Genomic DNA, 25,759 nt, shown 5'->3' on the forward strand with positions numbered 1-25,759 from the left:
ATAGGTGTGGGCGCTTATCCAGTCCCTGCGCGAGCAAAATTCTTCAGTCTTTCAAGGACGTGGCGAGCCACGGGCAAAGCGATCGCGTTACCCCACAACTTGTATTGGGCACTATCACTGGTTGGATTCTTCAACCAAGTAGTGACTTGGCGTGCGGTTCGTGGTTTCACGCCGCGCGCCCAGTTCCAGGTAGCCCAAATGCCCGTCCAATACTCTATGTCCTCGCTTGTCGGATCCTCGATAGCAAGACCGTCACACCAATCGTCAGGAAACCCCTGCAACCGGGCGCACTCGACCGGCGTCAACCGCCTGGGGCGCAGCGACGAGCTGGCGACCATGGGCGGGTCGGTGTAATCCGTGGCCAGCAGCGCACCTGCTTGGTTCCTGGTGGCGCGGGTGAAATAGTCGGCTTTGGATGTGGCATAGACGGGCTCCAAGATGACCATGCCGCCCTGGTTGCAGGTCGGCTCTCCGCCTTTCAGGTCGAGGGTTTTCGACACTTCCGCTTCGTAGCCGTAGTGGCCGCCACCGTTGCGGGACTGGTGGATCGAATTCAGGCCAAACACCCTGCGTTCCTCTGGGGCGTCGAGGAGGATGGGGACGTTAGTGGGTGAGTTGCCCATCCGAGCAGTCAGCGTCTGCACCACCCCCGAGGAGTTAACGGTCAACCTCGAGTCCTGCGGATGATGATCCATCAATATCACCGAGCTGCTACGGCCTCCAAGGCTTGCTTCAGGGGTGTGGGCATGGTCTTGTTCTTGCGTGCCGCACGATTCAGAATGCCCTGAGCTGCTCGCGGGCTCAAATAGAATCTCGGGTGCGGATCGGCCTGCAAAATCTGCGACAAGGTAGATGCGGCGGCGTCGTTGGGCCACGCCGAAATATTGTGCGTCGAGTACTCGCCATGCCAGTGAGAATCCCTCACCCATGACACATCCCGCGTACGGCCATCCACCCTCAGGGACAGGCATATCAGGCGTGCTCGGGTCGACGATGCGCGTGAGCGTGGTAAGGACGGTGGCGAAATCGGCTCCTTTGTGTGAGGAGAACGCGCCAGGGACGTTCTCCCAGATCGCGTAGCGTGGAAACATTCCATGGGTTGCTTTCCTCATCTGGTCAATAATTCGTACAGCATGAAAGAACAGGCCCGAGCGTTCACCCGCCAGGCCTGCTTGTTTACCTGCAACGGATAGGTCTTGGCAGGGAGAACCAAACGTGATCACATCCACCGCATCAACATCAGCCCCGTTGACCCCGGTCACATCACCCACATGAGTGAGCTGCGGCAGGCGGCGGGTCGTAACGAGAATCGGGAATGGTTCGATTTCACTCGCCCACACAGGACGAATACCCGCCTGAATACCTGCGAGAGGGAAACCACCCGAGCCATCAAACAAGGAACCCAACGTCAACTCACTCACGGTTCACCCCTCTCAACATCGCGCACCAAATCCAAATACGCATACTCTTTGCCGCCTCGCAGGCAAGTAATCCCGGCAGCGTCCCCGGTGTGTTCGGCATAACGGCGCAGAATAACGCTCGCGTATTTCTCGTCGAGCTCCATGCAATAGCAGATGCGGTCGCTGGCCTCGCACGCCATCAATGTGGAGCCTGAGCCGGCGAAGGTGTCAAGTATGATCGCGTTCGCCTGAGTGGAGTTACGAATCGGATACGCCAACAAATCCAACGGCTTGCTGGTCGGGTGATCAGCGTTACGACGCGGCTTGTCAAACCGCCAGATGGTGGTTTGCTTCCGGTCGGCATACCAGCGATGCTTACCCGTCTTCACCCAGCCAAAGAGCACCGGCTCGTGCTGCCACTGATAGGGCGAGCGACCAAGAACCAGAGAGTCTTTGGCCCAGATGCAACACCCCGAAAGATAGAATCCAGCCTCGGCGAAGGCGCGGCGGAAGTTTAAGCCTTCAGTGTCAGCGTGGAAGACGTAGGCGGACGCGCCCTTCTCACACACCCCAGCCATGTTGGTGAACGCTGCGAGGAGGAAGTCGTAGAACTTATCGCCATCCATTTTGTCGTTTTTAATCGACAATCCGGAGCCTGATTCGAAGGCGACGTTATAGGGCGGATCGGTGAGTACGAGGTTCGCGCGCTTACCATCCATAAGTGTGGCGATGTCCTCGGCGCTGGTGGCATCCCCGCACACCAGTCGGTGGCGGCCAACCGTCCACACATCCCCGCGCTCAACGAAAGCTGCCGCTTCGAGGGCGGCGGTGAGGTCGAACTCGTCGTCTTCAACTTCGCCCTCATTGAGGGAGCCGATCAGCTGCGCGATCTCAGCATCGTCAAAACCGGTGAGTTCAGCGTCGAAATCCGAAGCGTCGAGGTCGGCAATCAAAAGTGCAAGCTTGTCTTGATCCCAGTCGCCGCTGATCTTGTTGAGCGCGATGTTGAGTGCTTTCTCGCGGGTCTCATCGAGCTCCACGACGATTACATCCACGGTGTTGTGGCCGAGATCTTCGAGCACCTTCAAGCGCTGATGACCAGAGATGACGGTGTTGTCGTTCGCCGCGTTAACCACCACTAGCTCGACGTAGCCGAACTCGTCGATGGAGCGCTTGAGTTTTTCAAACTCAGCATCGCCAGGCTTGAGTTCCTTACGCGGGTTATATGCGGCAGGTTTCAGTTCAGCTATCGGTAGCTGCTTGATCAGCATGCTTCTTCACCGCCTCTCGTAGCGTGTCGACGTGAGTGAACGAGTTCTCCCAATGCAGACCGGCATGGCCGAAGTGCCCATAGGTTGAATACTGTGTAAAGCCAGGCTTTCGAAGATTCAAAGCATCGATGATTGCTCCTGGGCGCAGCGGGAACACCTCGGCTGCGGCCTTAGCGAGGATCTGGTCGGAGTGCTCACCACTGCCGAGCGTGTCAACAGTGAAGGCGAGCGGGTCAGCCTTCCCAATCGCATAAGAGATGCTCACTTGGCATTCGTGAGCCAGACCTGAGTCGACGATTGTTTTTGCGATCAGGCGCGCCATATACGCACCCGAGCGGTCAACCTTCGAGGCGTCCTTACCCGAGAACGCTCCACCGCCGTGTGGGGCGAGACCGCCGTAAGTGTCGACCATCAGCTTGCGACCAGTGAGTCCCGTGTCGGCCTTTGGACCACCCACCGTAAACAGGCCCGAGGGATTCACCAGGATCTCGGTGTCAGCGTTGATCGGCAGGTACGGCTTACAGGCGGATGCGACGATGAGGGTTTTGACCTCTGCCGCAAGCTCATCCAGATCCTTGATCTTCTCGTGTTGGATCGACACCACCACGGTCTCAACCGCCACGGGTCTACCAGCAGCGTCGTAGCGAACTGTCACCTGCGCCTTACCATCGGACTTGATGCCGGTGATCGTGCCGTCCTTGCGGGCTTTGTCGAGCCGGGCGCAGATCTCATGAGAGAGCACAAGCGGCAATGGCAAACGCTCCGGAGTCTCACGAGTGGCATAACCATAAACAGTGCCCTGATCACCCGCTCCTTGGAGTGCGAACTCGGTGTCATCACCGAAACGTGCCTCTAAGGACTTGGAGACTCCGGCATTGATGTCTGGGGATTGGCGACGTGTGAAGAGGAAGACGAAGAACTTCCACGGCACATAACCCGCCTCCACCAACGCGTAACGAACCGACTCACGAATACGCGGACGAACCTTCGAAGTGATCTCGCCAGTCACAATGATCCTGTGGCCAGAGGCCATCACTTCTACTGCAACGCGGGCAGCAGGATCCTCATAGAGGATGTCATCAAGGATCGTGTCAGCGATTCTGTCGCAGAGCTTATCGGGATGGCCGACACACACGGCCTCAGCAGTCTTCGTAACAGACATACACACACTCACTTTCAGATCAAAAGGGGCGAAACAAAACGCCCACCCGTAAAACACAGGCAGGCGCAAGAAAAAGGGTTAGGAGCGGGCTTTGAGCAGTTGCTCCATCACGTCATCACCCGGAGATGTGCCCGAGTAGTCGGTGGTGCAGGTGGCGCGGACGATCTCGTAAATCTCGTACCAGTACACGTTCGCTTGTTTACCGAACGACTGGGACATGGCAACGAACGGGCTAGCGATCGCAGCCCCAGTCGTCGGGTGCTTGCCGAGCAAGCCAAACTTGGAGATCGCCTGTTCACATTGCACATAGCGCGCGAACGCCTGCGCATAGGATTCAATCAGCCTGGGTGCCACGAACTGGGAACAGCCGCGTTGGTCGAGCCACTGCCATGTTTCTCGGTAGACCAAATCTGCGCCGAGTGGTTTACCATCACGCTGAATGTCGGAAAGATAACCCGATGGTTCGGGCATGGTCTCACCAGCGAGCACCGCACCGTCCCCAATATCGCTGCCTTCGAAGTCAAACGGCTCACCCAGCGGATCATCAAGCCGCGTGGCTGGGCGGCCTGCGGCGAGCTTCTCATTCAGCGGATCAGGTTTCGCGCCTGCGCGTACGCGGCGTCCGCCACGGTTCGTTCCGTCTTTGGCCATGGGTTTTCATCTGCTTTCCTGCTTTGAGATAATTAGTGGCGTGCCGAGACCGAAGACGAAAACTGAACTATTGGATGCCGCCGAGGCGCAGTATGTGAAACTGGACAGCCTCATTGAGGGCATGAGTTCCGACGATCAGCATACGCATTTTGATCCCAGCATCACCCAAATCGGTAAAGAAGCCCACTGGGCGCGGGATAAAAACCTGCGCGACGTACTAGCCCACCTGCACGAGTGGCAGCGCATGCTGCTTGGCTTCGTCGACGCCAACCCCCACGGTCAACCTCGGCCGTTTCTTCCGTTTCCTCACACGTGGCGAACCACGCCAACGCTCAACCAAAAGATCTGGACTCAATATCAGGGCACTGAGCTTGTGGCTGTCGGCGAAAACCTCGCCGACAGCCACACCGCAGTAGTGGCTCTCATTGGCAAGTTCACCAACGGGGAGCTATTCACCAAGGCGCATTTCCCTTGGACGGGCACAACCTCGCTCGGCTCCTACTGCGTGTCAGCCACATCAAGCCGCTACGAATGGGCAATCAAAAAGCTCCGTGCATTCACCAGAAAGCCGCCAGAACAACCCCATAACCAAGCCCCCAGTAGCTTCTTACCACGCTGTACACCACAGACAGATACTCGGGAGCCTCTGGTATAGGCGCTCCTGTGCGTCTTTTCATGACTGTCGGGTTCAACGCACCAGGCCTCGTGCCCGCATTCACGCGACATCCGCCCGATCAGCACTACCCTTAGCAATGCAGGGAAACCTTCTTGTAGAATGAAAACCTATTGGGGCATACAACTCCTGATGCCGTTGCCGTATCAAAATGTGTAGCGAAAAGTTGAAGGGACTGGTCATCAAAAAATATCTGTGTTTCTTGTATCCGCTCTGGCATATTTTGTCGGCGCGTGGCTTTTCATCGCCATCTTTCAACGGTGCAAGGATCAGGATCAGAGATTTTTTGTGGTCTTCTTTTGATGCCAATCATGTATGTGTGTTTCACGATTCTTCTTCTGCTTTTCAATAAGCATATCATCGGTATTCAATCTGCCCGCGTGTTGCAACTTTCAGCAGGAGCCTTTATCGGACTCTCAGCTTTTCTGTTTTCGCTCGATGGTGTTGGCTCGTTAGTTCATAGTGATTCTTTTTTCAACTGCTGAGCCAGTTTTCCGTTCCCGCCATCGGCGCTCTTGTTGTTGGTGGTGTAGCGCTTGGGTTTAGCGTTTTTACCCAAGCGCCACACCAAGGAAAAGACCAAATCAATTATCAGTAGATGAATTCAGCTAGCTTTCGGCAAGCTGTCAAACGAATCTCTTCCTTGACGTATCCAGCCAAGAACCATCCTAAAACGGCGCTATCCAAGTCGGCATATTCACTTATTTTCTGATATGCCTCAGTGGAATTATTCGCCCCCAAGCTCCAGCCAATCTGCTTGAATCTGTTGGCAAGTTTGCTGGAATTGTTGTAGTATTCTCGCAATGTTGCTGACAGAAGATGAGCGTTGGAGTCGTTGCCGTTTTCTAGCGTGTTGGCGATGATAATGGCGTCTCCATCACAGCAGAGATCGTCACGGTTACAGTTGTTTCCTACCGAATCCCACTGTCCCTTGTCATTTTTCTTGTCAAGTACTAGCCCCTTCAAGCCAGGATGCTGACGGTAATCGTTACCTTGACCGACTAGAGCTGTGGCCACCTGATCCAGGTTCGCACTGGGATTCCACTCAAGCGTTTTCTGAATGTTTTCCATCGCTGTGGCTAGATCTCCGGCCCAGCCAGTCCACGCGTCTGGGATTAGGTTCCAGTTGGTGTATCCAAGTGTTGTTGCCGCCAGATGCGCAAGGTCAACCGATTCTCCGGTCTTGTCGGTCATGGATTGCCGCCAAGTTTTATCAATATAGCGATTCAAGGCTGCGATAATCTTCTTGCCTACAGCGTCCTTCTCGAGCACGTTTGCGTCAGCGCTCCTGAAACTTTCTGCAGACACGGACCAATTCACTGCAGAGCCGCTACCACCGTCACGCAGGTAGGCTTTTGCTAAATAGTTGAGTATGCAACGCCAAGTTGGAACAGTGACCCATGTTCCTCCACCATGAGATCCTGCAACGTAGTCTTTTCCAACCTTGCCACTGGCACGAAGTTCTTCGAAGCGTTTTTCTAAATGCCAGATCAGATCAATCGGAGCCAGCTTATTGTAGTCAATGCTGGTGTCGGGCGCAGCGTCACCGGCACTCGAAGGAGCAACATGATCCACTGCCGCTGCTTGTCCTGAATAGGCGACCCTGTCTAGGTCAAAACCAGCACCCTTGTAGTCACTGATTTCAGTGAACTGGTCATAGTTCCAATCGTCAGGAATAGGGAAGCCGAGGTTGCCGGAGAATCCTGTAGACATGTCCGAGACGAACGCGCTTCCAGCGTAGCCGGCTTTAATGATGCGGCTACAAATGTTACGCGAGGCGTAGATGCCTACTTTGTATCCGCCTCCCAGGCTTCCTCGCACACCCTGGAAATACGGAAGAATGTGACTTGTGACCTCGGGGTCGGTCGCGTCGAAATCAACTGCGAAATAGATATACGTTCCCGGAATGCCAAGTCTTTGGGCTGCTTGCCTTGCGAGCGTCGCGTGCCGAGCGCCGTTTTCCCGCGTGAAGTGTCGAAGCTTGGTTGAGTACTCCTGGAAAATCGGGAAGAACTTCATCCCTCCGTTGGTGATGCGTTCAAGTTCTCCGGGGCGAATAGCTTTGAAATAGTCAGACGGATCTTTTGAATCCTGATTCGGCTCAGTCAGGTAACGTCCTACGATCTCATAGCCGTTCGCCTTAAGTAGGTTGAGTCGCTCAGCCGTAATCTCGAAGCGCGTGTCGCAAGCGACGCACGGACGGTTGGGATCACCTTTCGAGGTCAAAAGGCTCATCCAAGTCGTTGGGTCAAACTTGCCGGTTTGTGGGATCTTGTACCTGTTCTGAAAACTTTTAATCGCAGCGGGGATTGAAGGATCCCACGCTGTAACTACACGCTGCCCAATTCCATTACATACGAGTGCAGCTGTACCAATCCATACCCATTCGCTGGTGCCTCCGCTAATTGTCTTCAGGCGCGCCTTGGTTCCTGTCCCGAAGTTACCGGTAGCCTGGGATGGAGTGAAACCTTCGATAGCCTGCAATACTTGAATCAGCGCTTTATTCATTTCGCGCCCATATAGGCCGTCAGTGGGAACAATACCACTGTAGGCTTTGTAGCGACGGTTAATCTCTTGCTGTATAGCGCGGATCTCGCTCTTGCCGCCATAGGCAGACAACAGTTTGAACTGCTTCATTGATAGCAGTGCCATCATTAGCTCAAGGTCAATGGTAGCCTCAGTGCTTGTCATGCCTATGTCTTGCTTCAAGACTTTAATTGAGGAAACCATGCCGTTAGTGAATTCGTTCGTGATACCGCCATATACAGCAGGATAACCTTTGCACCAGAGCGCTCCTTGGATGATCCCGTGCACGTTACTTTGTGCCGTGTTTTGGCGAATACCGTTCGGCCAGCGGTTCTTAAAACGTGATTGTGTTCCAGAACCGAAATTGTTCGCGGTTGCCGTGATTCCTAGTTCGATTTGCAGGGCACGAATCAAAGCATTGATCGTGTCCCATCCTGTTTTCCCTGTTTCTTCGACTGAACCGAATCCCGTTTTATTTTTGTAGGTAGCGTTCAACCATTGCTGTGTTTTTAGTACCATTTGATCTGTCATGATTCCTCCTTTTTTGGAAACCAGTTTGTTAATTCAAGACAGGTAAACACCTGCCAGGGAGGGATCCAGAACACCGGATGAGAAGCTCCGAGTTTTTGCCCTCACCTGTACGTCCCTGGGAAACCCAAATCCGGACGGACAAAGCGCAAGAAAACCGAGCAACACTCAGCGGTATTTCACCCCTCACTGGTATTGCCGACGAAGCCCGAAGTGTTAATACCCTGTTTGATTCGGTCTTTTTGTGTATGGTTGGCCCCGCCCGCTGACCTCTGACAAGGCGTTAGAGATTCAAGACCCCCAACCCCTCACCATCGCCGCGACGTTGCACCGTGTTCGGCAAACGCCAGGAGGGTAGGCATCTTTGAGGTTCCAGATGATCGACGCGACAGCAGGCAACGTGTGGACTCGTCAATACGAGTAGACCCGAGGTTGTTGCCTCCACCGATCATCATCAAGCGCGGTCTGCCTGGAGTGGCAGGGCTTGCACAGTGAGCGAAGGTTATCAAAGTCGTGGGTGCCACCGTGCTCGAGTGGGAGAACGTGGTGGACCTCTTGGACAGGCGTATACCGGCCCGCCTCTAGGCAGTCCTCACACAAAGGATGTTGTGCGATGTAGGCGGCGCGAATCTTGCGCCAGCGCGCGCCGTAGCGGGCGTTGATCTTCGGATCCCTTTGGTAGCGCCGGTAGCGTGCGTCCTCTTCCTTGGCGTGGGTCTCGCAGTAGCGGTCGCGGGTGAGCTCGGGGCAACCAGGGTGGGAGCATGGGCGGGCTGGTTTGACTGGCATCGCTGGCTCCTTCCCCGAACATGGTGAAGCCCCAAGATTCCCGTGTGTGGGTTCTTGGGGCTTCTTCTAGTTTTCAACCACTTATATGTTCTCACACTGATATGTGGTTTTCTATCGCATGTTTCGGATACCCGCTAACGCTAGAGCTGTCCGTACAAGGCGGTGGCGAACCTGTCGAGGGCGCGGTTCTTGCGCCGATAGACCGTGTCACGTTCGACGTAGAAGTGATCGGCTATCATCGACACCTTCTCATCTTGCGTGCCCTCGCTGAGGAAGAAGCCTTCGAGGATGAAGCGGTCGTCTTCAGCGATGACTTCCCACGCAGGCAAGAACCAGTCCATGTACTGGCGGGCCTGCAGGTAGCGAGCCTTGTACGCATCTATTCGCTCAATGCTCGCGACGATCCGGTTCTCCGAAGCGTGCAGGTCGCCTGATGGTGGTGTGCCGTCCATGCGTGGGGATGCGGGGCTAGCTGCATCAGCATAAGCCGCCTTGATTGAGCTGTCGGTACTCTCGATGATCTGTTCCATCACCGCATAATCCTGCAGAGCGGCGATCGCGGCTTTCCTTGTGTCGAGGTATTTCGTCATCACATGCATGAGCGTGTCCTTTCAGTGGTTGTGTGGATTTCTTGTGCGACCGCGTCGATCAACGCAGCCTGCGTAGCGTCTTTCGCATCAAGGGCTTTGAGCACGACTTCATCGAGCGTCCCTTCAGAGATCAGGTGCGTGATCGTCACAGGTTCGGATTGCCCTTGCCGATAAAGCCTGGCGTTCGTCTGTTGATAGAGCTCGAGACTCCACGTCAACGAGAACCACACCAGCAGATGCCCACCGCTCTGGAGGTTCAGACCGTGACCCGCAGATGCGGGGTGAAGCAGCCCAAGCGCAATCTCGCCCTGGTTCCAAGCCTCGATATCAACGCTCGTTTTGAGTTCGCGAGCCTGCGGGAAGCGGGAGGTGATGCGTTCGCGGTCATGGGTAAACCAGTAGGCCACGAGCAGTGGGTTGCCGTTGGCTGCCTCGATGAGGTCTTCGAGAGCGTCGAGCTTCCGCTCATGCACGGGAGCCCACTGATCGTCGCCGGTGTAGATCGCGCCGCTCGCGAGTTGGAGTAGCTTGCCGGAGAGTGCAGCGGCATTCGCGGCATCAATCGTCTCGTCACCAAGTTGGAGAACGAGGTCGGCTTTCAACTGTTCGTAGACCTTGCGCTCTTTCGGCTCCAACGTCACGGGCATTGTCGTCACCGTAAATTCCGGGAGTTGCAGGTGGTCGGTGGTTCGCATCGACAACGTCATGTCACCAATCGCCGCATAGATCTCGTCCTCAGCACCCACACGGGGCTTATAGGTGAACACCTGCATCCCGTTCCTTTTGTCGGGCACGAACCAGCGCTCGCGGTAACGGGTAATGAACCTACCCAAACGCTCGCCGCCGTCGAGGAGACGGAATTGCGCCCACACATCCATCAGCCCATTCGACGCGGGCGTGCCGGTGAGCCCGACCCAGCGTTTAACGAAGGGCCGCATTTTCACCAGCGCAGTGAACCTTTTGGCTCGATGGTTTTTAAAGCTGGAGAGTTCGTCGATGACGACCATGTCGAACGGCCAGCTACCCCCGAGTTGGTTCACGAGCCATGGGATGTTTTCACGGTTAATAATGGTCACCATCGCAGACTTGGCTAACGCCGCCAGCCGGTCTCGCTTGGTTCCGACAGCAACCGCGACCGTCAAACCTCGCAGGTTATCCCATTTCTTCACCTCAGCGGGCCAGGTATCGCGCGCCACTCGCAGCGGGGCAACCACCAGCACGCGGGAGATGGTGAAGTAGTCAAGCATCAACTTCCAGATCGCCGTCAACGTGATGACGCTCTTACCCAACCCCATGCCAAGGAGAATCGCGGCCTCGTCGTGGTCGATGATGAACTGGGTCGCCTGCCGCTGGTAGTTATGCGGCTGATAGTGCATCAAGCACCTCCCGTATGCCGTCCATCGAATCGACAACGAAGGTCTGGAATCCCTGGTCGCGCAGTTGGTTCATCCGACGTGCTTGGATTGGGCGTGGCTGTTTGCCTGGTGCTTTGAGTTCAACGAAAACTACGCGGTTTCTCATCAGGCATATCCGGTCAGGTACGCCGCTGGTTCCAGGGCAGACGAGCTTCCAGCACAAGCCGCCATGTTCTTCAACGGCTTTTTAAGCTGAGCTTCGATTGTTTTCTCGTTCATGGTCACTCCTTGAATTCAATTCAGGGGTGACGGCATGTGACGAGTCGTTCCTAACCTTTTATATAGAGAAAAACACCATGTAATTTCACATGCGTAAGGTAGGGAATGGCTCGTCACAGCTCGTCACCATGGGGTTAGTTGCCGAACTCGGATGCAATCGCGAGCCCGTAGACATACATGCCGTGCTTGGTCTTTTTCCGCACGAATCCGGCTTGTTCGACCGCAGCGTTGAAGTCGACCATCGGGCGCGCCCATCCTGAGGTGTTTTGCGCCCACGCCCGATACGTCTGGTAGAGGTCGCCAGCCCTCTCCGATAATCCGTCCTCGATGTCGCATGAGTCCTCAAGGAACTGCGAGAACCAGTCGTTGTCCTCCTTATATGCTTGCGAGGCTTGAACCACCTGAGGCGGGGCTTTGAGCTTGTAGCCCTCGGAGTGGATGAGACGCGCGCCCTCCATAATCCACGTAAGGATTGCTCCGCCCGCTTTTTCGAACAGGTGGTCGGCGTAGTTCTTCACGTCCGTATCGCCTTCGATGGTGGCGTTGAACGGGATGACGATGAGCCTGCGCCAGATGCCTGCGTCCATGGCTCCCACACGCGGTAGATGGTTCGTGTAGAGCACGAGGGTGTGGGAGGGGTGAAGGCGAAGGGGTCCTTGAACTTTTCTCTGCCGAGATCTGATCGGTCGAGGCAAGCTGTTTAACGTTCGAGGTTGATAGGCGCATACCTTCCTCGGTTTCAGCCGCGATCAAGAGACGCTTGCCTCTGGCTTCGGCGAGTTCGGGTTTGACGTTGCGACGCACCCCGACAGTGAGCGCGTCGGCTGAAATCGTGCCCGAATACGTCCCCAACACTCGGGCGATAGTGTTCCAAAACGTTGACTTGCCGTTGCGGCCGTCCCCGTAAGCTATGACGAGCGCTTCGACGAAAACCTGACCGATAGCCGCCAGGCCGACAATGCGCTGCACGTAACCAATCAGCTCAGGATCTCCTTGGAAGAACACGTCGAGCGCATCGGCCCAAATCTGTGCGCCCTCATCGCTGGGGCTGACAGCGGTCTGCTTGGTCAGCAGATCGGCCGGGTTGTGCTCACGGCTTGTGCCGTCGCGCAGATCCCAGGTACCTGACGGGGTGTTGAGCTGGTAGGGGTCGACGTCAAGGTCACGGATACGTACCTGCAAGATCGGCCCGGCTTCTTTCAACGTGGCCGTGATGTTGCGTGACAAACGCCTGGAGAGAACGAACTTGTGGTAGTTCTTTGCCTCATCCCAGGCTCGAAACGCGGTCGCTTGCACAGGCGTGAGCTTGGCGATGCCGCGTGCTTTCGACGAGGCGGATGCCATGACTAGATCTGCGCCGGTTGCCGTCATGGTCTCCCACGTGGACGCGATCAGGCGGTCGGCTTCTTCGAGCTGGCGGGAAGTTAGCTCTTGAACGACGCCTTGTGCGGACAGGTCGTTCTCATCCCACACGCCATGGTCGTAGACAAGCCACTTGGTGGCGAGCGAGTAGCGGATCTTGTTCGCATACTCGCCAGCTAATGTGTCTGCCTGACCGACATCGGAAAAATCATCCGGGCGCAAACCCGCCAACGCCTCATAAGCCTCAGGAGGTAAATAGCCTGGATCAGCAGCGACCTTCGAAGCAAACCTGCACGCCGAGTTCCAGATCGTCTGCAGTTCACCCTCGCTGAGCGGTGGTTCGCACAGATTCGCCTTCCGGTCAAACAGGTCACGCGCCTGATCGGTCTGCCCGTAGCGGATGAGGACCCGCCCAGCGAAGCGCGACAAGGTGGCGTTGCGCGAGCCTTCACCAATCACGAGAGTGCTTTGATCGAAGGCGGCGAACACGTCGATCTCGTCAGCCGCATCGAGCCACGCATCGAGCAACTGGTCGCCCTCATGCACCGTGACCTGTGGGTTGGTGGTGCCGTAAATGAACCTGCCTGCGTCCAGAGCGTTACGATCGAAGAACCCAAACCGGCTAGCGAGGCGATGCTTCAATCCTGCGTATTCGTCTGCGCCTTGTACTTCTCGGACTGGGAAGTAGACGTGGAAACGCGGCCGGGCGGAGAGCACACCCTTCGCCTTCATGTGATTACGAGACGTGGCGGTCATAAACTCCACCCCGGACATGAGCTCGTCAAGCTTCTCAGGCGTGATCCAGTCGGTTTGGGTTTCGGTGTGATCGTTATCGATATCCATCACCACGCAATCCGAGGCTATGAACGCTGCGGTTGAGCGGCGATCATTCACATAGGAGGCAGCCACGTGATCAAAGCCCGCTGCCGCCGTCAACGATGCCACGTCAGTGATGAGGTGCTGGTTCGGGTAGTGGTTATTGTTCTGCACGCCGCTCACGGTGGCAGCAAACAGAGTGAAGGGCGTGGTCATGGCGTGACCTCCTTGAAATCAGAATCGAAATACTTAATGGGCAGGTCGAGGCCACGTGCCCACCCGATCTCCAGGCGCATACCAGGGCTGACGTGACCGACATATGCCCACAGCGCTTCGCACTTGGCGAGCAGCACCCTGTTGAAAAACATTGCTAGCTCACGCTGATCAGGATCGGCGTCATCCATGAACTGCGGGAACAACAGGTGTGGGGCGAACGGGATTTTGCCCGCGCTCACTGCGAAGGCACAGAACTGGCGGGCGAGCTCAACGTTCGCTTGCACGTCGCCTGAGTAGGGCGAGCAGATATAAACCAAGGGCCGGTAACCGAATTGTTCGCGCTGCAGCTTTTTGAGCGCGTGGTAGCTGGTTAGGTCCAGGTAGCCTTCGGTGTTCTTCTTCGAAAACCCAATATCAAGAGTCGTGGCGCTCATGCGTGCACCTGACCTTCACGCTCGATCACCGGCAGGATGCCGAGCTGGTTCTTCAAAAGGTCGTAAATAAACAAGCGTCCCTTTTGCGTCCAGTACATGTGGGTGCGGGTCTGCCCCTCGCCGTATTCGTGGGTCTTGGACTGGGTGTATCCCTGCTCGGCGTACTTCGCGTAGAGGAACCACCGGCCAGACTGATGGAACTGCACGTGAGCATCACGCAGGATCCGGTTGAGCTTCTTCGCGCTCATCCCGTAGTCCTTCGCAATCGCCGTCGTCGTCAACAACGAATCGGACTGCAGCACGACGTCGTAGTACGAGACTTTCGGTGCCGCTTCCAGCAGGGCTTGCTCTGCTGCCAGGCGCTTGGCCCGCTCGGCACGCAGCGTGGCGATGGCATGCTCGAGGAACTCATCATCAGCGAGCAGTTCGTCGTATGCGTACATGCCGTGGCGGCGAATCGTCGGCAACATCTCATCGAACACCCAGGCTTCGAACTTCTGCGCTGCCGGGAGCTTTGAAGAGATGATGAGGCGGTAGAGGTTGCCCTCGGTAATGAAGCGGACCTGCTGGATTCCGCCAGCGGTCTCAAGGGGGTGGTAATTTGCCACCCCTTGCAGTGCAGCTTCACCGCGTTCGTCGGATCCTGGTAGCCGAGCGCGGTGGCGACGTCCTTCCCACAAAACAGCGTCTGGCCATCGTTGGCGATGGTGCGGATGGTGCCGAACACGTCGTTGGTGAATGTTTGAATCTGGTTTCCCATGGCGGGGTTCCTTCCCGAGACCCCGTCGAGAAAAGTCGTGCCGGTCGGCACAAGGGTTAAGGGCCTCACCCCACTGCCGACGAGCCCGAAAGTGTTAAATCACGGGTACTCAATCGCTTCTCGTTCTGGCACGATTGGTGTTGAAGCCCCGGTGGAGCGCTATCTGTTAGAGCAATCTGGCAGGTATTCTCGCCGGGGCATAGACAAATTTCTCGAGTGCTCTGTGTGGAAGAACCATCATTCTCTTGCTACAGCGGTGCCGACACGGTGGTCTTTTAGACAACATGACCGGTTCCGCTGCCCGCCTCGGTGGGAGCGCAGGGTCGGTTCTCGTTTCTTAGCGGTCTTGGATAAGCTTTCTTCTCTGATGGTGATACTTCGCCGAGTTCTTGATTCTGTCGCTGTTTTCGCGGTATAGTGATTACCACTAGTACCGGCTCGCTTGTATCGGTTTCCGAGACAGGTCAGAGCCGGTCTTCATGTTTTTGGAAGCAGGTGGGCTGGTGGTCGATAAACCGTGGGCCAGTATCGATGAGCAGATTAATATTCTCACTCGTCGCGGCCTATTGGATGCCGGTGATTACCGCCGCGAGTTATCTACTGTCGGCTATTACCGGCTTTCGGGATACTCCTACCCGTTGCGTCAGATCGCTCCATCTGATTCTCCGCAGCGGCGTTTGGACCATTTCGTTCTCGGTGCACGTATGGGGCATGTGGTAGAGCTGTACGAGTTTGATGAGCGGCTACGCTTGGCTGTGTGGCAGGCGCTATGCAAGCTGGAGGTGTGCCTGCGAGTTGACGTGGGGCACGTGCTGGGTGAGATCGATCCGTTCATTCACCTCGACCTCGAACGGATTTGGCCGTCGGGGGCGATGAATCACAGAGCAGCATTCTTTACGCAGAAGCTCACCCAAACACAGTCGCGCTCTACAGAAGATTTCGTCAAGCATTACAACCAGACCCACGATGGGCGTTTGCCCGTGTGGGTGGCCACCGAGATCCTCGAATTCGGACAACTCGTGACCCTGTTTTCGTTGGCTCCCTTCGAACAGCGTCGTCGCATTGCTGACAAGTACTTGGCACGTGCCGACGAGTTGGAATCGTGGATGCGCACAGTGAATTACATTCGTAACATATGCGCTCACCACGCCAGACTCTGGAATAGGCAACTCGTTATCCGTCCACTGGTCAAACACCGCCGCAGTGACCAAACGCTATCGGCCGTGACACATTCTTCAGGACGTATGTACACCGCGTTGGTGCTCACCGCATTCCTTTTGCGACGAGGAAATTTCACCGCTGAAATACAGGCCATCAGCGACGTCCTAGACAGTTTCCCCACCGAAATTCCTGGCGTCGATCTAACGCACATAGGTGCCAGCCCCAGCTGGAAACAAGATCCCATCTGGACAATCAACAGCTAATCCTTACGGTAATAGGCGCATTCGTACCCGTCCGCGTCCAGCGGTAACCCTTTGGCCCATGCTGGGAGGGTGGACATGAGCTCGCACGCGTCAGCAACGGTGAAGCCGGAATTTTCGGGTTCGTCGATGACGATTTCGTCGTGAACATGCATCACAATCTGGTGCCCCGCCTCGGCGACTGCGTGCATGCCAGTGACGAGAAGGTCGCGAGCGATCGCCTGGACGATGTTCTCGACGAGTTTCCCGCCGTAGGTTTCTAACTGTCCCCAGCGTCTGGCTGTGGTGGTGCCGGTGTAGGTGATGGACGTGCCACCCCACTGGTTCTCACCCAGACGCGGCTGCACATAGGCAAGCCGTCTTCCCGAGGGTAGTTCGATGAAGAAAATCCCAGACTCAACGGAGAATCGCAGGTTACGCAAGCGGATCGGCTGGCGCGACGAGATCGCGGCGATAGCGGCTTCTTCGACATCTGCCCAGAGCCCAACGATGTGCGGGTTGGCTTGCCGCCATGCGTCCACGATTGGTTTGAGTTCGTGTTCGGTGAGTCCCATGGTGAGGGCTCCCATGGCTTTGAGAGCACCGACCGAGCCGCCATAGCCACAGGCGAGCACAGCGATCTTCCCCTTCTGCCGAAGCTCGCCATTAATGCCGTGCTTTTCGACCGGGACGCCGAACATGCGTGATGCGGTTTCGCAGTAGAGGTCTTTGCCCTCACGGAAGGCGGCCACGGTGGTTGTTTCTCCGGCGAGCCATGCGATAACGCGCGCTTCGATTGCAGAAAAGTCCGCGACAATAAACCGATTGCCGGTACTGGGGATGAAGGCGGTCCGGATGAGTTGGCTGAGCGTGTCGGGCACGGAGTCATACAGCAACTCCAACGCGTCAAGGTTGCCTGTTCTGACGAGCGTGCGTGCTTGGTCAAGGTCAGGAAGATAGTTCCTGGGGAGGTTTTGGACTTGGACGAGGCGTCCGGCGAAGCGTCCAGTACGACCCGCTCCATAGAATTGGATGAGTCCGCGTGCCCGGCCGTCACTGCCTGCGACGTTTTGCATCGCCTGGTATTTCTTCACCGAAGATTTAGCTAGATCACCGCGAAGTTCGAGGACTTCTTTCACCTCGCCCGTGGCGGTATCGTGGGCGGCATGGACGTCGGCTTTCGCTAGCGATTCGAGTTCGCAACCTCTGGTGGCAAGCCATTGTTTGAGCTGGATGGGCGAGTTCGGATTGTCCAACCCCGTGAGCTTCTGCGCCCGAGCAAGCGACGCGTTGCGGTGGTGCTCATCCACGCCGACTGCGTTGTCCACGAGCGTGTGGTCGAGAAGAATCCCCGCATCGTTGATGGCCTGGTCGAGGGCGTAGGTGTTCCACTCGGCATCGAGCATCGGGAACAATGAGAGCCGCTCATGGATGGCGAGCTCGACTTCGACGTCGCGGCGGTTGTAGTCAATAAACCGTACCCACCCGGCGGGATCAGCTGATGGTGGATTCCTGTGTTTGCCGCCGTTCAGGACTGAGGGTGTGGCGGGTGTGCAGAACTGCTTGATCAACTTGCGCCCGGCGCTGTCCTTCTGCACGTCAAGCTTCAAAACCGTGGCTACCGCATCGAGGCTCATCGGCAACCCCAAATAGGCGCTCCACACCATAGTGCAGCGCCACTGCCTTGGGTCAAGAAACCCATCAGCGAGAAGCTCGGGATGATGAGTGCGTAGCCAGGCAGACAGGCAGACTCGTTCGAAGGCGGCGTTATGCGCCCACTTGACCACATCCGGATCCACCAGTGCCGCTAGCACCTCGTCGGGCATGGATTGTCCGCCTGCGAGATCCACTATTTCGACCGGGCTGCCGTCAATCGAATAGCCGAAGAGCAACAGGTCGAAGTCGGGGTGTTCGCAATACGGGTAGACGCCTGTCTTGGCGAGTTGGGTGGGGCTGAAAGTCTCGATATCGCAGAAGAGTGTTCGCATGACGGGGTTCCTTTCACGTCAGAGGAAAATGTGGAGGGAACCAACGGCATGTGCTGGTTCCCTCCACGTGTGGGGATGGTTAGTTCAGGAAGTCTTCATCAGCGGCGAAGGCACCGAAGTCGGTCTCAGCCGAGACACGCCCGCCGCCGAGACTTTCACCGTCACGGGTCTTTTGAATGTTGCCCAGTCCGCAGGCGATTCCTCGGTTGCCGTTCGTGTTAAACGCATAGAACGACAGGGATACTCGTGCGTAGCAGCCCGAGTAGACTTCGGCGCGGTCCAGGATCGGTGCGACATTCATGTCGACGATTTGCGGAGCGGTCAGCGAGTTGGCGTTGAGGAAGTAGGCGCCCTTGTAGGCTTCGTCGTCACGCTCAATATCGCCATCGCGCAGCGGCAGCTTCAAGGCGGCCTTGTTGGGTCGCTTGCCCCCAAACTTGCCGATCCCGGCCTCGATGGCGGCATCCACGGCCTTCTCAATGGCTGCGATGGTGGCGGTGTCGGACTTGGGGATAATCAGGGAGACGGAGTACTTGGGCTTTCCTCCTTGGATGGAGTTCGGCTCCCAAATATGGGCATAGCTGAGGCGTACTTCGCCGGTCACAATACGAGTTGTGTTAGTCGTTGTCATAATCTTTTCTTCTTTCTACTTGTTACTTGTTTGTTTGAAAATCGGTGGCCGCGCTCACCAGGTCGAGCGCTGGCCGTTTGTCGGATGCAGGAACCAGGGTGGGTTTGCCTGCAGGTTTGGTCACGAGATCGCCAAGAATCTCGTTGAAGGCGGGTTTACCCATCAGCTTTTCCATTGCTGTAAGAGTGATGAGCTTGCGGTCATAGATGTCCCTATAGCCCGCCGCTTCAGCCGCCGCAGCCACGTCGGTTTCGGAGGTGTATTTGCGTACCGAGCGACCTGCGACGAGCTTGAAGCCCTCAAAGACCACGCCCTGGTTGACGGCTTTCGACAGGGCGTAGGCTTCCACGTCGGATGCCCAGGACTTCAGATTCGGAATCTTCGCTAGTACGTCAGCGATCTCCGCATCACTCAGTTCTGCTGGTGGGGCGAACTCGAGCTTGGCCAGCGCAAGATTGGCTTCTGCTCTTGCCCGGCAGGTGGGAGTGAGCTTGCAGAACTGACACCACGACCCCGGACAAAACTCACCCTTACCTGCAGCGGCGAGCTTGGCTTTAGGTTTGACCTCTGCTTCAGCCCACTGTTCGAGCTCGGCAACAGAAATTTCCCAGGTGTCGACGTTCGCCCGGCGTGGCTGGTAGATCGTGACTGCTACGCGCTCGATGTCGTACAGGCTCCCGAAGGCGTGAAGCGCTCCGAGCGCATACAACATCAACTGCGGATTGTTCGCGGCCTCGACGAGGACGCCTTGCCCGTACTTCAGATCAATGATCTGCAGTACGGGTTCGGCGATGATGACGCAGTCCCCGGTGCCAAAACCTCCCGGCACAATGTGGCTAAAATCCAGGCGCTGCTCGATCAGCACCTGCGGATCACCACAGGTTTGCTCTGCCAACGAGATGTGTTCTTGGACGTAAGCTACGTAGTCGTCGGTCAGGTGTTCCATCTCGGTATCGATCCAGGTCGAAACTGGACGTTTCGAGCGCTGCTTGAGAGCCCTGCGGAGTTTGTGCTCAGCCAGTGCGTGAGCGGCGGTGCCCTGCTCGGCCGCAGCAGACGTGGATTCTGGCTCATCGGATTCCAGGCGGGCGGAGGGCGTGCAGTTAAGCCACCTGTGAGCACCAGAAGCTGAGAGGAGTGCGTGATCAGACGGTGCCATCAGCAATCTCCTTCGCCCGATCCAGAAGCCAGCCGAACTTCGACGGATCCACCGCCGAGAGCTTGTCCTCACCAGCCTCGACGATCAGCTCACGAACCTTCGCGGTGTGGCCTTGCGCTGAGAGCTCGGAAAGAAAAGCACGTACTTCATCGAGCGTCACTACCGGTTCAGGTTCAACCTCTGGCTCGTCCGCGAGTAGTTCTGGCTGGCTGTGCACAGCTGGGATGGTTTCGAAGGGTTCCTTGATCTGCAGGGCAAGCTCTGGGCGTTCACCAGGCATTCCTGCGTGGTCTTCGAAACTCTCCTCAACGATCTGCTGAGCCCGCGCAAGCAAATCAGCGAGCGATCTCATCGTCTGGTTCCCATCACGAATAAAGGAGTTAATTTCTGGCATAATCATTTGGATTCACCCGCCTTGAGAGCATAGGCCAGGGCCATGAGGTCGTCATCGGTGTTTTCGGTGATGTCGATCTGCTTGACCGAATCACCAGGGACAAGGATCATGACTTTGCGCGGGGTGCCAAGCAGTAGGCGCATGAGCCGTTCACGCAGCGTCACATTCTTGGTGGCGACGATTCCGGGGTCGTCAGGGATATGCCGGGCGATATGAAGCTTGAGACTATGTCGAGCCATCGGGCTTACCTTTCTTCCTCATTTGCGGGAGTAGCCCGGTTGGCTTCTCCCTTCACCCCACTGCCGACACCGCCCGAAGTGTTAAATCGGGCATCCTCAACCGCCTGACGGATCAGCGGTTTCACCTCTGCCACCAGCTGCGATACCCGAGCACGGGTCAACCCCATATCGCGCGCCACCTGCGCCTGATTGAACTTGTCGGTTGCAAGAAGGCGCGTCATCACCTCACGATGCTGCGAATCCAAACCAGCGATGACGCCACGCATCACCTTGAGCTCACGGGCGCGCTGGACACTGTCCTCGCGTTCAATAACCTGATCCTCGGCGCTGATACCCGGCGAAGCAGGGTCAAGATCGATCTCGAGCATCTGCTCATACGAAAACGGTGCGTTGTTCGGCAGACGGCATCCACGTCGAGGAGCGCACCCAGCCCCGCACGTGCATTTCTTCTTACCCTTGCCGCGATCGGCGCGAACCGCCTTATGTGTGGCAGCTTCTTCTGCGTTCCACAACTCGTCGAGAATCTTCTGCGGTGTGCGGGGCTTGACCTGATCGAGCGGAACACCAGTAGCTGCGGCGCGTTGCTGCCGGTCGGTAGCGATCATGAGAGCGAACTCGCCAGGGTCGATGTCGAAAGTGTCAGTGATGGACTCGTTCTTGTTGTTGTCGGCTTCGCGCTTGAAGGTGACCTTCATCGAAGGATCTCCATTTCTCCGGGAATCCCGGTGAATTGGAGACCTGATCTGTTTTTGGCTCAGATCACTGGTGAGAACTGCTAGGAAGACGACAAAGGCGAGCCACCCCACCCGTCCCTCAGCAAAGAGGGGTTGGGTGAGGTGACCCGCCGAGCGCTCCCAGAGCAGGTCTCACTAGTGAATAAAGTTGTCTACAACCACAGCCAGCACTCGCCGTGGAGGTCGCCCACCCGCCAGATGAGCTCCCGAACAATCACGTTCAGGCTTGGAGAACGTCAGTGCCGGTGGCCACCAGCGCTACCGTCTCCACCTGCTCTGGTGCGGGAATCACTCACACCAGAGCAGGAGTGGTTGCGGCTACTTGCCCCGCTTAGATGGCCTGGCCTGCGCCAACGCCGACGCGGCAACAGACTTGGTCCGTTCCGATGAACGACCATCGGTCAGAATCTTCGACGCCTTGGACGCCACCTTCGCAGACGTATGCTTACGGTTCCTTCCCATGTGCTTCACCTCCTCACAGATTCGGGCCAATAATTCTTCGCAACCGCGAGATAATTTCGGTAGAATGAGTGAGAGTTGTTGTTCTACTCAGTTAGCTCGCTGCCACTGCCAATGACGTTACGGAGCCACTTGAGACGAACTGAGACACGATTTGAGACAGGGCTAAGACGAGGAGGTACTGGTGGAGTTCAAAGACTTCTTTAAGCTGCTGAGCTCGAACCTTGACCTTGGCTCCAACCGGGAAGATCGGATGCGTAACCTGTTGTCTCTGGTGTGTGAGGCAGACCCAGGTTTTGAAGGCGCTGAGGATGATCCGGTGATGGCCCCTCCGGCTGCGTCGTTGAACCACATCGCCTCCGGCAACAGGCCCTTCAACTCAGATATTGCAGAGCCGATCTTGCGCCACAATTTCGAGCCCTATGGACTTGTTGTGACGTTGCAGGAGCGTAGCCAGCCCCAGCTGGAACGCATGGCGGAGGCAATCCGCCCCTTTGAACCGTCAATCGCGTGGGATCGTGTCCCTGAATGGTGTGCTGATTACTTCACGCGAGTCTTAACTGCGGCGACAACGAACCAGCAACTGGTGGAGGATGCGCGAGAAAAAGTTCGGCGTATCCAAACGGTCGTAGCGCACAAGCGTTTGGGGCCTGCTTTGCAGATGGAAGCTGGGTCGACCTGCCCAGCCTTGAACTGCTTGAATCAGCTTCTTCAGGTCAATGATCAAGGCGTGGCAGTCCCGAGCTTTGAGGTGACCGTCATCGACCCCGCAAACGATCCGCGAGATCCTGCGAATCTGATCGCGCTGTGTCCCCATCATCATGCGATGCACACGGGCGCTAATCCACAAGCTGTCCAAGAGCTCAAGGCAATAAAGGATCGACTCGTTTCGCAGTTCAAATCTCGCCTGGCCATGTCTCCAGAAGGCATGGAGCAGTGGATACGGCAAGTGTTGGAGAAGATGGGCGGCGCTGGACAAGGCGATCTGTATCAACCGATCACAGAACCACTGGCGGTCGAAACAAAAATCCCAGATGACGTCATATTGCAGCAGGCTGTATTGGCACACGTCGCTGCGTGGTACGTCTTCATCGAATCGACGTTGAAACAGCTTGACTACAACGACGGCTGGGATTTCGACGAAGTCCGGCACTCGATCAACTCTCAATACCGCAGACTCAAACGCCTTGGAATACCCCAGGACGACGTTTTCACTCAGCTTTCGCAATGGTTGCACACCACCACCGGTGGCAAACTCGTCGCGTGTCAGGCAGTGGTGTCCTACTTCATCCAAAAATGTGACGTGTTCGAAGCACCGTATCCGCCTGTCACCAGTGGGAAGGAGCCTCAGTATGCGCTTTCCTAACAAGCTCTACCCGTTCGGCGAATCCACGCTCTCACTATTCGCGCCAATTCTGACCATCCTCGAAGCCGAACCCGTCAGCATCAGCGAGCTTCGCGTGCGGCTCGATAATCCTGCGATCGAGGACGTTCTCGATGCGCTCACTGCCTTGTTTGCTCTCAAACAGATCAACGTCGACTCCACGACAGGGGTGATTGTCCGTGCTCGTTAGCGTCTGGTCAGACAAGTTCCGCAATAACGGTCAGGTTCGTCCACCGATCGTGTTCCATCCCGGATTGAACACGGTGCGTGGCGGGCAAAGCGCCCAAAACTCGATCGGTAAGTCCACCTTGCTGTTCATCGTGGACTACGCGTTCGGCGGTTCAACATTCGCAAAATCCAAAGCCGTCAGCGCGAAAGCTGAAGGTGCTCACACGATCTACTTCACCTTCCGCTTCAACGACGTGGACTATTACTTCTCGCGCACCACTAACGTGCCAGGGTTCGTCCAAACCTATGAGGATCCCGAATACAAGAACCCCGCTGAGCGGTGGGAGTTCGATGAATACGTAGGCTGGCTCAAACGCCAATACGGATTGTCAGGCATGGATGCTTCCTTCCGGCAGATCATGACAAGATTTGCCCGCATCCAGCAAAAAGCACTGAGCAACGTTGAGACCCCATTACAAGGCCCCGGCCGTGAACCAGTAGCCACTGGGCTGGCTGTGATGCGCCAGCTTTTCGGTGTCTATGACTACCTCAAAGAACTCGAACAAGCTCTCACCACGGCAACGGAAAATCTCAAGGCCGTGCAAAGAACCCAAAAGATTGGTGTGTTCCAATCACAAAAACTGCGGTTGAAGAGGGAATACACGCAAGCGGTCAAGCACGTTCACCAACTCGAATCAGAACTCGACGCACACATCAAAGGCACCGATCAAGCAATGCTTGAACTCGACGTCGAGCACTCCGACCAGGCTGCAACGATCAAGAGCCATCTGCACGGGCTACGAATTGCACGCGGCAGACTGAAAGCAAAAATTCAGCGCCTCACACAGTCCCTAAACGAAGATTTCCCCACCATCACCGACCCAGACCTCGCACAACTACACGTATTCTTCCCCGACGCGGACCTCGAACGAATCGAAGACGTCCAACTCTTCCACCGAACTATCACCGAGATCGTCTCCGACGAAGTAGAAGACCAGATCACCGCCTACCAGCAAGAACTGGGCTCGCTGACCACCTTCATCGGTGAGGCCGAACAACAGCTCCGAGATCTGAATGTGCCCATCCACGTCTCAGAGAAAGAACTGCGCCGCAACGCCGAAATCGGCGGGCAGCTTGCACTCGTCAAGGAACAAGTAGAAGCCTGGGAAGCAACCCAAGACCTCAAATCAGAGAAGAAAGACGCTGAAGCCCGCCTGAATGAGACCCGTAAGAGCTACGACCGTGAGATCGAAACGAAACTCAACGCTGAGATCGCACGCCTCGACCGCTTCATTCATGAAGGCTCAGGCGACTGGTACCCGCCAGTGTTCACATTCTCCGACACCGGCAAGAGCTACACCTACGGCTCCGAAGTTGACGATGGAACCGGCACAACCGGAAAGAACCTGATCCTGTTCGACCTAGCCATGCTGGAGCTGACCGCGCTGCCATACGTGATCCACGATCACCCGCTGCACCAAAGCATCGAAGACGCAACCGTCGGTCGAATCCTTGAGCTCTACCAGCGCTTCACCAACAAGCAGATATTCATCGCCTTCGATAAAGACGAGCACTATGCAGAAGCGCCCGAAGTCAACACAATCGTCACCCAAACAGCAGTGATCGAACTAGGCAAAGAACACGAAGCACTCTACGGATGGACATGGAACAAGAAACCCAGCAGGAACCCCAAACAAGAGGAAGGCGCGCGATGAAGATCAGCTACAAACCATTGTGGAAGCTCCTCATCGATAAAAGCATGAGGAAGCAAGACCTGCAAGTCGCCGCCAAGATCAGCGCGGGTTCCATTGCGAAGCTTGGCAAAGATGAAAACATCACCACCGATGTCCTGATCAAGATCTGCAACGCTCTCGACTGCGACCTGTTCGACATCCTCGAAACCATCCCAACCAACAACATCCAGAACGTAACAGCACCTGAACAACAAGGAGAAGCGAATGGCCGCTAAAAGTAAGAAAACCCTAGAACAAAAACTGTGGGACGCGGCCGACAAGCTTCGCGGCAACCAAGAGCCCTCAGAATACAAGCACGTCGTGTTGGGTCTGGTGTTCCTCAAGTATGTCTCTGACCGTTTCTAGGAACGTCGCGCAGCGCTCAAAGATGAACTACGCGAAGATGGCATCGACGAGGCCCAGTTCGAAGACTTCCTCGAAGACCGTGACGAATACGCGGGACACAACGTTTTCTGGGTACCTGAAGGAGCACGCTGGCACCATCTACAAGATCAAGCCAAGCAACCAGAGATCGGCCAGCTCATCGATGAAGCGATGCAGCTGATTGAACGGGAAAACCCGACGCTGCGAGGCGTCCTCCCACGCAACTACAGTCGCGAAGGTTTAGACAAGAAACGCCTCGGCGGGTTAGTCGATC

22 protein-coding genes and 3 pseudogenes are annotated in these 25,759 nt (G+C 56.3%); 7 read left to right on the forward strand and 18 right to left on the reverse strand.

What is annotated here, in order from left to right:
• Window positions 1-14 precede the first annotated feature (14 nt).
• From RQN30_RS05990 to RQN30_RS06005, 4 genes are all read right to left on the reverse strand, one after another.
• Window positions 15-1,421, reverse strand: a complete 1,407-nt coding sequence (locus tag RQN30_RS05990; protein ID WP_353061671.1) for a DNA cytosine methyltransferase — start codon at window positions 1,419-1,421, stop codon at window positions 15-17.
• The gene (locus RQN30_RS05995) at window positions 1,418-2,671 is read right to left on the reverse strand and encodes a site-specific DNA-methyltransferase (protein WP_353061672.1); all 1,254 of its coding nucleotides are present in this window, start codon (window positions 2,669-2,671) and stop codon (window positions 1,418-1,420) included. Before RQN30_RS05995 ends, RQN30_RS05990 begins: the two co-directional genes overlap by 4 nt.
• Window positions 2,643-3,833 (reverse strand): methionine adenosyltransferase, encoded by a 1,191-nt coding sequence (gene metK, locus RQN30_RS06000; protein WP_353061673.1) that lies wholly within the window; start codon window positions 3,831-3,833, stop codon window positions 2,643-2,645. The genes RQN30_RS05995 and metK overlap by 29 nt, the downstream gene beginning before the upstream one ends.
• 78 nt (window positions 3,834-3,911) lie before the next feature.
• Window positions 3,912-4,484, reverse strand: a complete 573-nt coding sequence (locus RQN30_RS06005; RefSeq protein ID WP_353061674.1) for a P27 family phage terminase small subunit — start codon at window positions 4,482-4,484, stop codon at window positions 3,912-3,914.
• Between RQN30_RS06005 and RQN30_RS06010 the strand changes: the two genes are divergently transcribed.
• The gene (locus tag RQN30_RS06010) at window positions 4,483-5,139 is read left to right on the forward strand and encodes a ClbS/DfsB family four-helix bundle protein (RefSeq protein WP_491608718.1); all 657 of its coding nucleotides are present in this window, start codon (window positions 4,483-4,485) and stop codon (window positions 5,137-5,139) included. The two genes, RQN30_RS06005 and RQN30_RS06010, sit on opposite strands and share 2 nt — an antisense overlap.
• A gap of 609 nt (window positions 5,140-5,748) precedes the next feature.
• Here RQN30_RS06010 and RQN30_RS06015 read toward each other — a convergent pair.
• From RQN30_RS06015 to RQN30_RS06055, 8 genes and pseudogenes are all read right to left on the reverse strand, one after another.
• Window positions 5,749-8,214, reverse strand: coding sequence for a glycoside hydrolase domain-containing protein (locus RQN30_RS06015; RefSeq protein WP_309956100.1), 2,466 nt, complete (start codon window positions 8,212-8,214; stop codon window positions 5,749-5,751).
• 408 nt (window positions 8,215-8,622) lie between these two features.
• Window positions 8,623-9,000, reverse strand: coding sequence for an HNH endonuclease (locus RQN30_RS06020; protein ID WP_353061675.1), 378 nt, complete (start codon window positions 8,998-9,000; stop codon window positions 8,623-8,625).
• Window positions 9,001-9,140: 140 nt separating this feature from the next.
• Window positions 9,141-9,599 carry a hypothetical protein gene (locus tag RQN30_RS06025; RefSeq protein ID WP_353061676.1) on the reverse strand — a complete coding sequence of 153 codons (459 nt, stop codon included), beginning with the start codon at window positions 9,597-9,599 and terminating at the stop codon, window positions 9,141-9,143.
• Entirely contained in the window at window positions 9,590-10,966 is a 1,377-nt protein-coding gene (locus RQN30_RS06030) for an SNF2-related protein (RefSeq protein WP_353061677.1), read from the reverse strand. Before RQN30_RS06030 ends, RQN30_RS06025 begins: the two co-directional genes overlap by 10 nt.
• Complete coding sequence (locus RQN30_RS06035; protein ID WP_353061678.1) at window positions 10,947-11,111, reverse strand: VRR-NUC domain-containing protein; 165 nt, start codon at window positions 11,109-11,111, stop codon at window positions 10,947-10,949. Before RQN30_RS06035 ends, RQN30_RS06030 begins: the two co-directional genes overlap by 20 nt.
• Before the next feature lie 247 nt (window positions 11,112-11,358).
• Window positions 11,359-13,618 (reverse strand): annotated as a pseudogene (locus RQN30_RS06045) (phage/plasmid primase, P4 family).
• Entirely contained in the window at window positions 13,615-14,052 is a 438-nt protein-coding gene (locus tag RQN30_RS06050) for a DUF7768 domain-containing protein (RefSeq protein WP_353061681.1), read from the reverse strand. The pseudogene RQN30_RS06045 and the gene RQN30_RS06050 overlap by 4 nt, the downstream one beginning before the upstream one ends.
• Window positions 14,049-14,812: pseudogene (locus tag RQN30_RS06055) on the reverse strand (phage antirepressor). Before RQN30_RS06055 ends, RQN30_RS06050 begins: the two are co-directional and overlap by 4 nt.
• A 479-nt stretch (window positions 14,813-15,291) precedes the next feature.
• Between RQN30_RS06055 and RQN30_RS06060 the strand changes: the two are divergent.
• Window positions 15,292-16,236 carry an Abi family protein gene (locus RQN30_RS06060; RefSeq protein WP_353061682.1) on the forward strand — a complete coding sequence of 315 codons (945 nt, stop codon included), beginning with the start codon at window positions 15,292-15,294 and terminating at the stop codon, window positions 16,234-16,236.
• Here the strand turns inward: RQN30_RS06060 and RQN30_RS06065 are convergent.
• The 6 genes from RQN30_RS06065 to RQN30_RS06090 all read right to left on the reverse strand — a co-directional run bounded on the left by RQN30_RS06065 (window position 16,233) and on the right by RQN30_RS06090 (window position 21,318).
• Window positions 16,233-18,200 carry a DNA polymerase gene (locus RQN30_RS06065; RefSeq protein ID WP_353061683.1) on the reverse strand — a complete coding sequence of 656 codons (1,968 nt, stop codon included), beginning with the start codon at window positions 18,198-18,200 and terminating at the stop codon, window positions 16,233-16,235. The genes RQN30_RS06060 and RQN30_RS06065 overlap by 4 nt on opposite strands.
• Before the next feature lie 79 nt (window positions 18,201-18,279).
• Complete coding sequence (locus RQN30_RS06070) at window positions 18,280-18,831, reverse strand: DUF2815 family protein (RefSeq protein WP_353061684.1); 552 nt, start codon at window positions 18,829-18,831, stop codon at window positions 18,280-18,282.
• A gap of 22 nt (window positions 18,832-18,853) precedes the next feature.
• The gene (locus tag RQN30_RS06075; RefSeq protein WP_353061685.1) at window positions 18,854-19,990 is read right to left on the reverse strand and encodes a DUF2800 domain-containing protein; all 1,137 of its coding nucleotides are present in this window, start codon (window positions 19,988-19,990) and stop codon (window positions 18,854-18,856) included.
• Window positions 19,977-20,390, reverse strand: coding sequence for a hypothetical protein (locus RQN30_RS06080; protein WP_353061686.1), 414 nt, complete (start codon window positions 20,388-20,390; stop codon window positions 19,977-19,979). The genes RQN30_RS06075 and RQN30_RS06080 overlap by 14 nt, the downstream gene beginning before the upstream one ends.
• The gene (locus RQN30_RS06085; protein WP_353061687.1) at window positions 20,387-20,623 is read right to left on the reverse strand and encodes a hypothetical protein; all 237 of its coding nucleotides are present in this window, start codon (window positions 20,621-20,623) and stop codon (window positions 20,387-20,389) included. Before RQN30_RS06085 ends, RQN30_RS06080 begins: the two co-directional genes overlap by 4 nt.
• A gap of 5 nt (window positions 20,624-20,628) precedes the next feature.
• Window positions 20,629-21,318 carry a sigma-70 family RNA polymerase sigma factor gene (locus tag RQN30_RS06090; RefSeq protein WP_353061688.1) on the reverse strand — a complete coding sequence of 230 codons (690 nt, stop codon included), beginning with the start codon at window positions 21,316-21,318 and terminating at the stop codon, window positions 20,629-20,631.
• A 682-nt stretch (window positions 21,319-22,000) separates the two neighbouring features.
• On the opposite strand from RQN30_RS06090, the gene RQN30_RS06095 reads away from it, so the two are divergent.
• From RQN30_RS06095 to RQN30_RS06115, 5 genes and pseudogenes are all read left to right on the forward strand, one after another.
• A complete protein-coding gene (locus RQN30_RS06095) occupies window positions 22,001-23,182 on the forward strand; it encodes an ABC-three component system protein (RefSeq protein ID WP_353061689.1) in 1,182 nt (393 codons plus the stop codon).
• Complete coding sequence (locus RQN30_RS06100) at window positions 23,169-23,390, forward strand: ABC-three component system middle component 7 (protein ID WP_309956068.1); 222 nt, start codon at window positions 23,169-23,171, stop codon at window positions 23,388-23,390. The genes RQN30_RS06095 and RQN30_RS06100 overlap by 14 nt, the downstream gene beginning before the upstream one ends.
• Complete coding sequence (locus RQN30_RS06105; RefSeq protein WP_353061690.1) at window positions 23,380-25,083, forward strand: DUF2326 domain-containing protein; 1,704 nt, start codon at window positions 23,380-23,382, stop codon at window positions 25,081-25,083. The genes RQN30_RS06100 and RQN30_RS06105 overlap by 11 nt, the downstream gene beginning before the upstream one ends.
• The gene (locus RQN30_RS06110; RefSeq protein WP_353061691.1) at window positions 25,080-25,337 is read left to right on the forward strand and encodes a helix-turn-helix domain-containing protein; all 258 of its coding nucleotides are present in this window, start codon (window positions 25,080-25,082) and stop codon (window positions 25,335-25,337) included. The genes RQN30_RS06105 and RQN30_RS06110 overlap by 4 nt, the downstream gene beginning before the upstream one ends.
• Window positions 25,327-25,749: pseudogene (locus tag RQN30_RS06115) on the forward strand (type I restriction-modification system subunit M N-terminal domain-containing protein); the annotation flags it as partial. The gene RQN30_RS06110 and the pseudogene RQN30_RS06115, both read left to right, overlap by 11 nt.
• Between the last annotated feature and the right edge of the window lie 10 nt (window positions 25,750-25,759).

The sequence above is a fragment of the Arcanobacterium hippocoleae genome, from assembly GCF_040360365.1.
GTDB lineage: Bacteria > Actinomycetota > Actinomycetes > Actinomycetales > Actinomycetaceae > Arcanobacterium_A > Arcanobacterium_A hippocoleae_A.

What these genes read in the sequence shown, in the direction of transcription:
- RQN30_RS05995 (WP_353061672.1), bottom strand. Translation starts at nt 2,671, where the DNA reads ATGCTGATCAAGCAGCTACCGATAGCTGAACTGAAACCTGCCGCATAT.
- metK (WP_353061673.1), bottom strand. Translation starts at nt 3,833, where the DNA reads ATGTCTGTTACGAAGACTGCTGAGGCCGTGTGTGTCGGCCATCCCGAT.
- RQN30_RS06010 (WP_491608718.1), top strand. Translation starts at nt 4,483, where the DNA reads ATGGGTTTTCATCTGCTTTCCTGCTTTGAGATAATTAGTGGCGTGCCG.
- RQN30_RS06005 (WP_353061674.1), bottom strand. Translation starts at nt 4,484, where the DNA reads ATGGCCAAAGACGGAACGAACCGTGGCGGACGCCGCGTACGCGCAGGC.
- RQN30_RS06015 (WP_309956100.1), bottom strand. Translation starts at nt 8,214, where the DNA reads ATGACAGATCAAATGGTACTAAAAACACAGCAATGGTTGAACGCTACC.
- RQN30_RS06020 (WP_353061675.1), bottom strand. Translation starts at nt 9,000, where the DNA reads ATGCCAGTCAAACCAGCCCGCCCATGCTCCCACCCTGGTTGCCCCGAG.
- RQN30_RS06025 (WP_353061676.1), bottom strand. Translation starts at nt 9,599, where the DNA reads ATGCATGTGATGACGAAATACCTCGACACAAGGAAAGCCGCGATCGCC.
- RQN30_RS06030 (WP_353061677.1), bottom strand. Translation starts at nt 10,966, where the DNA reads ATGCACTATCAGCCGCATAACTACCAGCGGCAGGCGACCCAGTTCATC.
- RQN30_RS06035 (WP_353061678.1), bottom strand. Translation starts at nt 11,111, where the DNA reads ATGAGAAACCGCGTAGTTTTCGTTGAACTCAAAGCACCAGGCAAACAG.
- RQN30_RS06050 (WP_353061681.1), bottom strand. Translation starts at nt 14,052, where the DNA reads ATGAGCGCCACGACTCTTGATATTGGGTTTTCGAAGAAGAACACCGAA.
- RQN30_RS06060 (WP_353061682.1), top strand. Translation starts at nt 15,292, where the DNA reads ATGTTTTTGGAAGCAGGTGGGCTGGTGGTCGATAAACCGTGGGCCAGT.
- RQN30_RS06065 (WP_353061683.1), bottom strand. Translation starts at nt 18,200, where the DNA reads ATGCGAACACTCTTCTGCGATATCGAGACTTTCAGCCCCACCCAACTC.
- RQN30_RS06070 (WP_353061684.1), bottom strand. Translation starts at nt 18,831, where the DNA reads ATGACAACGACTAACACAACTCGTATTGTGACCGGCGAAGTACGCCTC.
- RQN30_RS06075 (WP_353061685.1), bottom strand. Translation starts at nt 19,990, where the DNA reads ATGGCACCGTCTGATCACGCACTCCTCTCAGCTTCTGGTGCTCACAGG.
- RQN30_RS06080 (WP_353061686.1), bottom strand. Translation starts at nt 20,390, where the DNA reads ATGATTATGCCAGAAATTAACTCCTTTATTCGTGATGGGAACCAGACG.
- RQN30_RS06085 (WP_353061687.1), bottom strand. Translation starts at nt 20,623, where the DNA reads ATGGCTCGACATAGTCTCAAGCTTCATATCGCCCGGCATATCCCTGAC.
- RQN30_RS06090 (WP_353061688.1), bottom strand. Translation starts at nt 21,318, where the DNA reads ATGAAGGTCACCTTCAAGCGCGAAGCCGACAACAACAAGAACGAGTCC.
- RQN30_RS06100 (WP_309956068.1), top strand. Translation starts at nt 23,169, where the DNA reads ATGCGCTTTCCTAACAAGCTCTACCCGTTCGGCGAATCCACGCTCTCA.
- RQN30_RS06110 (WP_353061691.1), top strand. Translation starts at nt 25,080, where the DNA reads ATGAAGATCAGCTACAAACCATTGTGGAAGCTCCTCATCGATAAAAGC.